Raw genomic sequence first — 11918 nt, 5'->3', positions numbered from 1 at the left:
AGCGCTGTCTCGACAGTAGACCCGGTGAAATTGTGGTACTGGTAAAGACGCCAGTTACCCGCAGTAGGACGGAAAGACCCCGTGGAGCTTTACTGTAACTTGATATTGGATTTCGGTAAGGTATGTATAGGATAGGTGGGAGACATTGAAATATGGTCGCCAGACTATATGGAGTCGCCCTTGGAATACCACCCTTACCTTGCTGGGATTCTAACCGCGAGCGTTGAAGCACGACGCGGGACATTGTCAGGCGGGCAGTTTGACTGGGGCGGTCGCCTCCCAAAGAGTAACGGAGGCGCGCGAAGGTCACCTCAGGGTGAATGGAAAACACCCAGAGAGCGTAAGGGTATAAGGTGGCTTAACTGTGAGACAGACATGTCGAGCAGAAACGAAAGTTGGTCCTAGTGATCCGGTGGTCCTGAGTGGAAAGGCCATCGCTCATCGGATAAAAGCTACCCCGGGGATAACAGGCTGATGCCGCCCGAGAGTTCCTATCGACGGCGGCGTTTGGCACCTCGATGTCGGCTCATCGCATCCTGGGGCTGAAGCAGGTCCCAAGGGTTGGTCTGTTCGCCCATTAAAGCGGTACGTGAGCTGGGTTCAGAACGTCGTGAGACAGTTCGGTCCCTATCCACTGTGGGCGCAAGGTATTTGAAAGGAACTGTCCCTAGTACGAGAGGACCGGGATGGACGAACCGCTAGTGAACCAGTTGTTCTGCCAGGAGCACACGCTGGGTAGCCATGTTCGGATCGGATAACCGCTGAAGGCATCTAAGCGGGAAGCCGGCCTTGAGATGAGATACCTCATTACATAAGTAGATAAGGCGTCCGGCAGACGACCGGATAGATAGGTTGGGGGTGTAAGAGGGTAACGCCCTTTGAGCCGACCAATACTAATACGCCGAAGCCTTAACCTCATAAATCCTTTGCGGACATCTAAAGCGAAGGCTTTATACCGCACGACTGAATAGACGATTAAACAACAGAGTCTAAGAGGTTGGAAAAAGATTTCCGGTGCTCATAGAGAGGTGGACACACCCAGCACCATGCCGAACCTGGCAGTTAAGCACCTCATCGCCGATGGTACTGCGGAGGGTATTCGTGGGAGAGTAGGCCGGCGCCGGAAGTAGTTGAAGCAGAGAGGGAAGTCTTAATGGCTTCCCTCTCTCGCTTTATATGCGTATGTTGTTCTGTGTCTCATAATGGCTTCTCCGCGTCTCTTAACTATGCGCCTCAGAACCGTTTACGTCACCGGTGCTTGGCTTTCATAAATTGCGCTGCGCGACGATTATCTCTCGCGCCGCTTATGATTATTTTGATACAATATAAGGCGGCCACGGCTTCGTGGAACGGTTGTGACTGCCGTATGTCCGGTGATTGATACTCTGTCAAAGGAGAGGTTTGTAATATGAACTACGCGGAAGAGAGTTTGAGGCTGCATCGTGAATGGAAGGGGAAGATCAGGGTTACTTCTCCGCTGTCTGTGAGCAATAAGGAAGAGCTTTCTCTGGCCTATACGCCCGGTGTCGCTCAGCCCTGCCTTGAGATACAGAAGGACCCGTCGCTGAGCTACGAGCTCACGCGCCGCTGGAACACCGTCGCCGTCATCACGGACGGCTCCGCCGTGCTCGGCCTCGGCGATATCGGGCCGGAGGCTGGAATGCCCGTCATGGAGGGAAAGTGCGTCCTCTTCCAGAAGTTCGGCGGCGTGGACGCGATTCCGCTCTGCGTGCGTACGCATGACGTGGACGAAATTGTGAAGGCCGTTTCGCTCTTCGCGGGCAGCTTCGGCGGAATCAACCTCGAGGATATCGCCGCGCCGCGCTGCTTTGAGATTGAACGCGCGCTGAAGGCGACGCTTGACATCCCCGTTTTCCACGACGACCAGCACGGCACGGCGGTCGTCACGCTCGCGGCGCTCGTCAACGCGCTGAAGCTCGTGGATAAGAAGATGTCCGACATCCGCGTCGTCATGAACGGGGCGGGAGCCGCCGGAGTCGCCATCGCGCGCCTGCTGCTCTCCGTCGGCGTCGGCGACGTGCTGCTCTGCGACCGCAAGGGCATCATCTGCAAAGAGACCGCGGGCTCGAACAAAGAGAAGCTCGCCATGATAGAAATCACAAACCATGAGCACAGAACCGGCTCGCTCGCCGACGCGATGCGCGGCGCGGACGTATTCATCGGCGTCTCCGCCCCCGGCGTCGTCACGCAGGATATGATACGCACGATGGCGCCGAAGCCCGTGCTCTTCACGATGGCGAACCCGACGCCCGAAATCATGCCGGAGCTCGCGCTCGAGGCGGGCGCGGCGGTCATCGGCACGGGACGCAGCGACTACTATAACCAGATCAACAACGTTCTGGCCTTCCCGGGCATTTTCCGCGGCGCTCTCGACGTGCGCGCGAGCGACATCAACGAGGAGATGAAGATAGCCGCGGCGATGGCTCTCGCGAATCTCGTCAGCGACGAGGAGCTGAACCCCGAGTTCATAATTCCCGCCGCCTTCGATCCGCGCGTCTGCGAGCACGTCTCGAAGGCCGTCGCGGAGGCCGCGCGCAAGAGCGGAGTCGCGAGGATATAGCGCCGCCGGCGCGGCTTGTCTGCGCGAACCGCGCTCGGGCAGCATTTTCAGAGATCAGCGCGGTAAACAGCACGGAGGCCGTCGTTATTTGACGCGGCCTCCGTTTTTGTATGGCAATCCTGCGGCGCAGCAATGGACATGCCCGCATGCGGCTGTGCATAACGTTATATCCTTTTAAGTTCATTTAAGAGACGCCGCCGCGTCATGCCGCGCTTCGACACTGTGCGCCATTCGCCATGCGAACTTTGTATATTCCCTTAACACCCGGCCGGCGCACGATGAATATGGATGGCACACGTCGAATGTACTTCTTGGCCGGCGTGTCCTCCTGCTGTGTAAATACCGGGAGCTCAAGGCCGGCTGAACTCCGCGTCAGGCGCGAAACGACGAAATATAGTGGCTAAACTTGAAAAGAAAGACAGCAATCCAGTCATGCTGGGCTTGGCCCGGCATCTAATGTCGTTAAATGCCCCAACCACGTCGGAGTTTAAAGCCGCAGGATTCCGCGTCCATCGGCAAAACGCCGACGATATGGCCCGCCCCGCTTTATCGGGCGTTAGCAATATGCTAAAGATATTTCGATTTGTTCGCTGGGGCGAACAGCGCATTGCGTCAAGCGCGGAATGACGAGCTATGCTGTCTCTTGCCTAAAGTTAAATGAGCATAACGCGCCCGTGCTCTTTAGGTCAGCCACCAATGCCGCTGAGGCGGCGGCTTAAAATTTGCCTGGCGGCTGCTGTGCAGTCGTTAAACTAGCCCGGTATAAACCGGGCGCAAAGGCATTAAAAAAGCGGCCCTTTATGGGCCGCTTTTGTCGTTTCCGAATCGTTCAGCGATCGGCTTATTTGCCGAGGTGCTCTCTGAATTCCTTCATGAGTTCGGGGGTCATGCCGCGCTCGCCGAGCTTCTCCCAGGTCGTGATGCAGGCTTCCTTGAGGGGCTGGAGCTCTTCGGGCGTGTAGGTGTAAACTTCGATGCCCTTCTTCTTCATGAGGTCCATGTACTTCATATCTTCAGACTGAGCGGTATCGATGGACTTGATGGTGAAGTTCTTCGCAGCTTCCTGGAAGACCTTCTGCTCTTCGGGGGAGAGCTTCTGCCAGGACTTCTCGCTGATCATGAGCGGGAGGTACTCCATCGAGTAGTTCGTGGCGTACCAGTACTTGATGACGTCGCCGAGGCTCGTGTAGACGGCCGCGGTAGCCATAGCGTTGACGGAGTCGCAGACGCCGGTCTGGAGCGACTGATAGACGTCGGCCCAGGGAATGGTGATGGTGCGGAAGCCCATCGCCTGAGCGCCGAGCATGTAGGTGTCCATGTTCGGGACGCGGGTGAGGACGCCCTTGTCGACCTTCGGGTTGAGCGGTTCTTTGAGGGGCTTCGTCGAGCCGACGCCGATCATGCCTTCGACATAGGAGCCGAGGACGCGGACGCCGAGTGCGGAGCCGAGCTCGTTAAGCTTGTTCGGGAGCCACGCGCCGGGGGCGAAAACTTCCTTCGCCTGGTCGTAGCCGTTGACGTAGCCGTTGATGTAGACGAGCTCAAAGCGCGGGTCGAAGGAGCTCGCGAACGACGTCACCGACATGTCGACGGTGCCGCGAATGAGCTCTTCCATGACGAGCGTGTAGTCGCCGAGCTGGCTGGCGGGATAAACTTCGATTTTGACGTGGCCGTTGGTCTTATCCGCGATTTCCTTCGCGAAATCCTGCATCATCTTCGTGCACTGGTGCTCGACCGGCTGCTGGCCTGCGAAACGGAACACGATCTGATCCGCCGCGAAAGCCGCCGTCGCCATCATGGCGAAAACAAGGACGGACGTCATAAATACTGCCAACTTCTTCATTGCTTGTACCTCTCCCTTCAGATTCTCGCTTTTATAACTACGGCCCGCGTGGGCCGCAAAAGCCCGCTCAAAGAAACAGACAGAAATGAATAAGCAATTCTACAAACTACATTATAAAAGATATATCAGAAGAGCCGCGATGTCAACGTTAGAATATTTGTATGAAAAAATAAAAAATATTTTGATAAAATTCACATCGTGGCGGAATTTTGAAACTAAAGCGATTTTCATTGCGCGCGGGACGGCGCAAAGCGCGCGCATCCAGTGAGGGACACGCGCCGCGCGTTGTGCGCAGCGCGGAAAGTGTATGACGATTTACGCCGCGGGACAAGCGGCGCGGCGCGCGAAACGCGGCGGAAAATTTCGTGCGCCGCGAAAAAACGTCTTATACGGCGCGCGAAATGCCGAAAATGTGAAATATCACGCGCCCGCGCGCGGCGTTCCGCGCCTGCGCGAAACGGCGGAAAAACGCTGAACGGAAAGATACGGCGGCGTCTCCGCGTGGGCCGCGCGAAGCGCGCGTATCTCCTCCTCGAGGCGCGCGAGGCGCGCTTCCAGCTCAGCGGCATAGGCTTCGGCGGCGGTTTGCTGACGCACCGGCGAGCCGCCGAGCTTCACGACGCGCGCGCGGACGCCCGTCACCGTCGCTCCCTCCGGCACGTTGCGCAGCACGACGCTGTTCGCTCCAATCTTCGAATTCGAGCCGACCGTTATCGGCCCCAGCAGCTTCGCGCCGCTTCCTACGAAAATATTGTCGCCGAGCGTCGGGTGGCGCTTGTGAGATTTTTCGTTGCCCGTCGCGCCGAGCGTAACGCCGTGGAAAAGCGTAACGTTCTCGCCCACCTCCGCCGTCTCGCCTATCACGACCCCCGCGCCGTGGTCGACGAAGAAACCCGCGCCTATCTTCGCCGCCGGGTGGATTTCAATCCCCGTCCACCAGCGCACGAAAAGCGACAGCAGCCGCGGCAGAACAGGTATATGCAGCGTCGAGTGCAGGAAATGAATCCCGCGGTGCGCCGTTATAGCGAAAAAGCCCGGCGTACAGAGGAGGACCTCGAAAAATCCGCGCGCGCCGTCCGAAATCGACGGGTCGTTGCGCTTAGCCGCGAGATAGTCGCTTCTGATAGTCCTCCATGCGTTCATGTCATTACCTCCTGCAATAAAAAAAGAGGGCCCGCTTTCGCAGGCCCCCTGAAAATTTTGCTTCTTCCGGCTACGTATAAAATTATTCCGCCCCGGGCCGCGCCTCTATGCGCGCGGCACACCATCCGCGCGGTCTATAACTCCGTGCGGCGACAACAAACGTTATCAAAACGGCGGTTCAAAACTATCGTACTCATGCAACGTATTTTATAACGGACGGGACGGGTTGGCAAGAGAGGCGAGGAACGTATGTTTTGCACGCATTTTGCGCATCTGTGCGTAATAGTTTGATTTTATCAATTCTATAGGATAAAATAATGTCGCGGTATTTAGTGAGTGTAGCATTTCGGAGTGTGACACATTGCTATAATAAGTTTACCGTAAGGTTTGCCCTGGCCGTCGCACACGTAAGTGTATGACCGGTCAGGGTATCCTTTTATCCGTTTCTGGTTGTTATAGAATTTTCACCCGTGTTTTTGAATAAATCACCGCAGCGCAGGCTCGCGTCAGGAGGTTTTCGCCATGGAATATTCTTTAGGATTGGACATAGGGATTACTTCGGTAGGTTGGAGCGTGCTTGACTTCGACAGAGAAAGAATTGCGGATCTCGGCGTGCGGCTGTTCCAAGCTGGGGAAAACCCCAAAGACGGCTCTTCGCTCGCGGCGCCGCGCCGAGAAGCGAGGAGCGCCAGGCGGCGGCTGCGCAGAAAACGGCAGCGCATGGAAGATATAAGGTCGCTGTTAGTATCTAAGAGCGTCCTCACGCAGGAGCAGATGGATGCGCTTTATTCCCGTCCGCATTCTCTCACGCCGTGGGAGCTTCGCGCCGAGGGGCTTGACCGCATGCTCTCCGGCGAGGAATGGGCGCGCGTATTGATACATATAGCGAAACGGAGGGGTTTCAAGTCCAACCGCAGCGCAGCGAGCGGCGACGCGCAAAAAGACCAGGAAGATGGACGCGCGAAGCAGGCGATGAGCGTCAACGCGGAGCTGCTTTCCGGCTCCGGCGGAAAAGGTTACAGGACGGTCGGCGAGATGATGCAATGCGATGAAAAATTTGCGGAGCATAAGCGCAATAAGAGAGGGGATTATTCATGTTCCGTTACGCGCGCCGCGTTAACGCAGGAAATAAAAGTTCTGTTTGAACGTCAGCGCAGTTTCGGCAATCCCTTTACTTCGCATGAGATAGAAAACAAATATCTTGGAATCTTTTCCTCCCAGCTCCCTTTTGCAAGCGGAGACCAGATTGAAAAAATGGTGGGGCGTTGTACGCTCGAACCCGGCGAGCTTCGCGCTCCGAAGGCGTCGTGGACGGCGGAGCGCTTTATACTGCTCGGCAGTATAGCCAATCTCAGAGTCCGGGTTGACGGGCGGCGCGCCGAGCTGCGGCGTGAAAAAATGGAAATCATAGAAAAGCTTGCATATAAGAAAGCAAAAGTCACGTATAAAGACATTCGCAGAGCGCTTGACGCGGACGGAGAATGGACGTTTGAAAGCCTGCCTCGCGCCAAAGAGGGCAAAGACCCGGAGGATGCCGTATTTGCCGAACTGAAAGGCTTCCATGCTTTCAAAAAAACGATAAGCGCGGCGCTTGGAAAAGAATACTGGGACACGCTTATTACTACGTCGCCGGAGATGCTCGACGCATTAGCCTGCGCGCTGACGTTTCGTAAGACAGACGACGATATCCTGCAATACCTCGAAGAACGAGGCGTTGAACGCAAACTTGCCGAAGCTGTACTCTCGCTTAACTTCAGCAAATGCGTAAACCTTTCGCTCAAGGCCATGGGCAGGCTGATCCCATTCATGGAAGCCCAGGGCTGCCGCTACGACGAAGCCTGCGCGCTCGCAGGATATTCGCATTACGCGCCCGGCGGAGAGACGGAACGCAGCGCCTTCCTGCCGGTCCCCGACTGGGAGGGATTGCGCAATCCCGTCGTAATCAGAGCTGTTGCGCAGACCAGGAAGGTCGTAAACGCAATCATCAGACGGTACGGCCCGCCGACATATATACAGATTGAGCTTGCGAGGGAGCTCTCACACTCGGCGGAGGAGCGTAAAAAAATCGAAAAAGAACAGAACGAAAACAGGGATAAGAAAGACGCGCTTGCGCTGGACTATGCAAAACAGTTCGGCTACAGGCCTAACGGCCTTCAACTCGAAAAATACCGTCTTTGGAAAGAGCAGGCGGGATTCTGTCCATATACAGGCGAATATATAGACCCCGAGCTCGCATTCGCTGGGGACGACGGCAGCTATGCTGAAATAGATCATATAATCCCGTACAGCCGTTCGTTCGACGACAGCCTGACGAACAAAGTCCTTGTAATCGGAAGCGCGAACAGAAACAAAGGAGACAGAACGCCCTACGAATTTTTCGGCGGCGACGGCGAGGCGTGGGAGGCTTTTGCCGCCAGAGTGGAAGCATATATTAAAAATAAACGCCGCGCCGCGCGCCTCATGACGAAAGACTTTGGAGAAAGTGAAGCCAATGAAATGAAAGCGCGCGCCCTCGGCGATACGCGCCATATAACGAGTTATGTCGCCGACTGGCTGGAAAAGAACCTGCTGTTTGCGGACGAGACGGTACGCAGGCCCGTGACCAGAGTCAACGGAAGGGCTACCGCAGTCATGCGCAGGCAATGGGGCATAAACGCGCTGAAAGACAGGAGGGCCAGCGACCTGCACCACGCGCTCGACGCCTGCGTAATAGCCGCCGCAACCCCCGCCATAATTCGGAAAATCTCGGAGTATTCACGAAAAAGAGAGTTGTGCCAGCTGAAAAAAGAGTCTGCGGAGGGGCGCAAAACGCGCTTCCCCGAGCCGTGGACGAATTTCAGAAAAGAGATAGAAGCGCGCTTATCCGACGACCCGGCGGCGAAGATAAGGGAGTTCGGCCTTATGAACTACACAGGGGAAGAACTGGAAGAGCTGAAGCCTGTTTTTATATCAAGAAAGCCTGACAGAAGCGCGGCCGGTGCAGCACACGCCGAGACCGTCCGCAGCGCGAAATATCGGGACGAAGGCAAAACAGCGGTAAAAACGCCGTTGACGTCTGTAACGCCCGCAAATCTTGAAAATATGGTCGGCAAGGAACGGGACAAGGCGCTTCATGAAGCGCTGAAAAAACGGCTTGAGGAATGCGGCGGCAAGCCTGACAAAGCCTTCGCGAAAGAATTCCGCAAGCCTACGAAAGACGGAAGCCCCGGCCCAGTCGTGCGCTCCATAAAAATATTCTCGTCCGGCACGTCGGGCGTACTGGTGCGCGGCGGGATAGCCGCGAATGAAAGAATGGTACGGGTGGACGTGTACAGCAAAAGCGGGAAATATTATCTCATTCCATACTACGTAAGCGATATAGCGAAGAAGATAGTCAAAGACAGAGCTATAACTCAAGGTAAAGATGTTAGAGAATGGGTAGAGGTCAATTCCAGCTATTCCTTTGTTTGTTCACTCTGCACCAACGATTTGCTAAGGATAATTGACAGCAAAGGAAAAGAAATATTTGGTTATTACGTGGGGTGTGACATAGCTACTGGAGCAATTACAGTTAAAGCCCATGACGGTTCAGAGCTATGGCGCAGCATCGGAATGAGGACGGCGAAAAGCATTGAAAAATACGAAGTAGACGTCCTCGGCGAGTACCACAAAGTCAAAAAAGAAAAGCCGCCGCATGAGCTGGCGTAACGTCATAATCTCGAATCCCGCGCGCCTCTCCCTGAAGCACGGACATCTCGTCGTAAAGCAGGAAGAGGCGGCGGAAATACCGCTCGAAGACATTGCCGTCATAATAGTCGAAAGCGAAAGGACGGTGTTCACGGCGGCGCTGCTCTGCGAGCTTGCGGAGCGCGGCGTGCCGCTCTTCACCTGCGGCGAGGGACATCTCCCCTGCGGCGTCTTCCTGCCCTACCAACGCCACAGCAGGTTCCTCAAGGTGCTGAAATGCCAGATGGAGCAGACGCTGCCCTTCCGCAAGAACTGCTGGAAGGCGGTCGTGAAACAGAAAATAAAAAACCAGGCGCTCTGTCTCGACATGCTGGGCATACGAGGCGGCGCGGAGCTGCGCGCGCTTGCCTCCGAAGTGAAAAGCGGAGACCCGGACAACAGAGAGAGCGCCGCCGCGCGCATCTACTTCGATAGCTACATGCCCGACACGACGAGACAGGAGGACAACGCCGTGAACGCAGCGCTCAACTACGGCTACGCGATAATGCGCGGCGCGGTCGCCCGCTCGCTCACATCTTACGGCTTTCTATGCGCCGCCGGCATCCACCACAGAAACGAGCTGAACGCCTTCAACCTTGCTGACGACTTCATGGAGGTGCTGCGTCCCGTCGTAGACCTCTGGACGGCGCGCAATGTCACAAACGGCTCCGCTTTCACTATAAAGGAACGCGCGGAGCTTGCCGCGCTGCTCGGCGCGCCTGTCGTGATAAATTTTGAACGGCAGAAAATACTGCGCGCGATAGACATAATGTGCGCCAGCTTCAGCACGGCCAGCGCTGTGGGCGACGCTTCAGCGCTGAAACTGCCGGAGCTTGCGGAGCCGTGAGCGCGGCATGGCGCGCGATTGCCGCACAAGGAACCGCTTCATGCGGCTGATGGTGTTTTTCGATCTGCCGGTCGTGTCCAAGGAGGACAGGACGATATACGCGCGCTTCCGCAAATTCCTCATAGAAGACGGATACGATATGCTCCAGTTCTCCGTCTACTGCCGCATCGTCAACGGGGAGGACTCCGTGGACAAGCACCTGAACCGGCTTAAAAAGGCGCTCCCGCCGAAGGGCTCCGTGCGCTTTCTACAAATCACCGACAAACAGTATGCTGCGATGAAGATTCTCGTAGGCACGCGGACGAAAAAAGAAAAAACGCTCGATTCGCGCCAAACTCTGCTTTTCTGATACGGAAAAATAAACGTGAAAACCCGCCCCGGCGCGCTGCCGGAGCGGGTTTGTGTGTTGCGTATTATAGCATTTCGGAGTGTGACAGAGAGCTATAACCAAAGATGCGAGAGTGCCTGCAAACTTCGATTATAGCATTTCGGAGTGTGACAGAGAGCTATAACCTTTGTAAACTCAACAATACATAGAAATCTATTATAGCATTTCGGAGTGTGACAGAGAGCTATAACGCTCTGTTCGAGCGCAAACTCGACGTTGACATTATAGCATTTCGGAGTGTGACAGAGAGCTATAACCGACCTCGGAGCAACCTTATATGACCGCTTATTATAGCATTTCGGAGTGTGACAGAGAGCTATAACTACAAGGCTTGTGAGGTGTTGAATGTTAATTATTATAGCATTTCGGAGTGTGACAGAGAGCTATAACCGCCGCGACGCGCGGAATGCCTACGGCCACATTATAGCATTTCGGAGTGTGACAGAGAGCTATAACCGCGCTACTTCGCCCCTATATCTCGCTTTTATTATAGCATTTCGGAGTGTGACAGAGAGCTATAACCGTTCACAGTCGACCTTGATGCTGCCTGCAATTATAGCATTTCGGAGTGTGACAGAGAGCTATAACTGGTGGATAATTCATTATATTCAGTGCATAATTATAGCATTTCGGAGTGTGACAGAGAGCTATAACGACACGCTCGCAGAGGCGCGCGAAGAAGCGATTATAGCATTTCGGAGTGTGACAGAGAGCTATAACCAAGGCGCGCAGATATGTCTTGTGTGTTTCATTATAGCATTTCGGAGTGTGACAGAGAGCTATAACTCCGTTGGCGAATAGGTTTGCATATAAGTTATTATAGCATTTCGGAGTGTGACAGAGAGCTATAACCCGCCCTCATCATCATGCAATACTCTTTGGATTATAGCATTTCGGAGTGTGACAGAGAGCTATAACTTGCCCGGCAGTGCTCCGCATATCGTCGAATTATAGCATTTCGGAGTGTGATGACAAAAACCCTCCGCTTATCAGCTTTATTGTCTGTCAAGCCAAATTCCTTGACACCTTCCTCAACACCCTGTATAATCCTCTGGTTGACTGGGGGTGGCTGCCTTGGCGGAGAGAGATTCTCTGAATCAGCGCGTTCGGGACGTGCTTTTGTTTGACAACTACGGGCAGCGGCTCACGGAGAAGCAGCGTCTCGCGTGCGAGATGATCCTTATGCGGGATTTTTCGCTCGCGGAGGCGGCGGAGGCGCTCGGCGTCTCGCGGCAGGGGGTTCACGACCTTGTGGCGCGCGCGCGGGAGCACATGGAGGAGTATGAAGCCTCGTTCGGCCTCGCCGCGCTGAGGCGCAGGCTCGAAGCTATGGAGCGGGAGCTCGAAGAGAATAAATCGCGGCTGCCCGAGGATTTTTATATAAATTTCAAGAAGCTGCTGGAGGGGTAGG

The 11918-nt window shown here is 55.2% G+C and carries 8 protein-coding genes, 2 rRNA genes and 1 CRISPR repeat array; of the genes, 8 read left to right on the top strand and 2 right to left on the bottom strand.

All coding sequences use genetic code 11. The annotated features are described in order from the left end of the window. From ABGT66_RS02660 to ABGT66_RS02645, 4 genes are all read left to right on the top strand, one after another. Positions 1-917: ribosomal RNA gene (locus ABGT66_RS02660) — 23S ribosomal RNA — on the top strand; the annotation flags it as partial. Positions 918-1010: 93 nt separating this feature from the next. After that, a 5S ribosomal RNA gene (gene rrf / locus ABGT66_RS02655) occupies positions 1011-1126 on the top strand. A 282-nt stretch (positions 1127-1408) separates the two neighbouring features. Continuing rightward, the gene (locus ABGT66_RS02650; protein WP_346688647.1) at positions 1409-2581 is read left to right on the top strand and encodes a malic enzyme-like NAD(P)-binding protein; all 1173 of its coding nucleotides are present in this window, start codon (positions 1409-1411) and stop codon (positions 2579-2581) included. A 396-nt stretch (positions 2582-2977) separates the two neighbouring features. Beyond that, positions 2978-3208, top strand: a complete 231-nt coding sequence (locus ABGT66_RS02645) for a hypothetical protein (protein WP_346688645.1) — start codon at positions 2978-2980, stop codon at positions 3206-3208. A gap of 214 nt (positions 3209-3422) precedes the next feature. Here the strand turns inward: ABGT66_RS02645 and dctP are convergent, their stop codons facing one another. After that, positions 3423-4424, bottom strand: coding sequence for a TRAP transporter substrate-binding protein DctP (gene dctP / locus ABGT66_RS02640; protein ID WP_294194843.1), 1002 nt, complete (start codon positions 4422-4424; stop codon positions 3423-3425). Between the two features lie 420 nt (positions 4425-4844). After that, positions 4845-5567, bottom strand: coding sequence for a serine O-acetyltransferase EpsC (gene epsC / locus ABGT66_RS02635; protein ID WP_346688643.1), 723 nt, complete (start codon positions 5565-5567; stop codon positions 4845-4847). Between the two features lie 522 nt (positions 5568-6089). On the opposite strand from epsC, the gene cas9 reads away from it, so the two are divergent. The 4 genes from cas9 to ABGT66_RS02615 all read left to right on the top strand — a co-directional run bounded on the left by cas9 (position 6090) and on the right by ABGT66_RS02615 (position 11917). Then, a complete protein-coding gene (cas9, locus tag ABGT66_RS02630; RefSeq protein WP_346688642.1) occupies positions 6090-9254 on the top strand; it encodes a type II CRISPR RNA-guided endonuclease Cas9 in 3165 nt (1054 codons plus the stop codon). After that, the gene (cas1, locus tag ABGT66_RS02625) at positions 9241-10119 is read left to right on the top strand and encodes a type II CRISPR-associated endonuclease Cas1 (protein ID WP_346688641.1); all 879 of its coding nucleotides are present in this window, start codon (positions 9241-9243) and stop codon (positions 10117-10119) included. Before cas9 ends, cas1 begins: the two co-directional genes overlap by 14 nt. Before the next feature lie 49 nt (positions 10120-10168). Next, entirely contained in the window at positions 10169-10468 is a 300-nt protein-coding gene (gene cas2 / locus ABGT66_RS02620) for a CRISPR-associated endonuclease Cas2 (protein ID WP_346688639.1), read from the top strand. A gap of 63 nt (positions 10469-10531) precedes the next feature. After that, positions 10532-11490: a CRISPR direct-repeat array (repeat unit 36 nt; unit sequence ATTATAGCATTTCGGAGTGTGACAGAGAGCTATAAC). A gap of 82 nt (positions 11491-11572) precedes the next feature. Beyond that, the gene (locus ABGT66_RS02615) at positions 11573-11917 is read left to right on the top strand and encodes a sigma factor-like helix-turn-helix DNA-binding protein (protein ID WP_294194836.1); all 345 of its coding nucleotides are present in this window, start codon (positions 11573-11575) and stop codon (positions 11915-11917) included. Position 11918 lies beyond the last annotated feature (1 nt).

It is taken from the genome of uncultured Cloacibacillus sp. (genome assembly GCF_963926575.1).
Taxonomy (GTDB): Bacteria; Synergistota; Synergistia; order Synergistales; family Synergistaceae; genus Caccocola; species Caccocola faecigallinarum.
The sequence above is the reverse complement of the archived record's forward strand: the minus strand, read 5'-3'. Positions and strand labels throughout refer to the sequence as shown.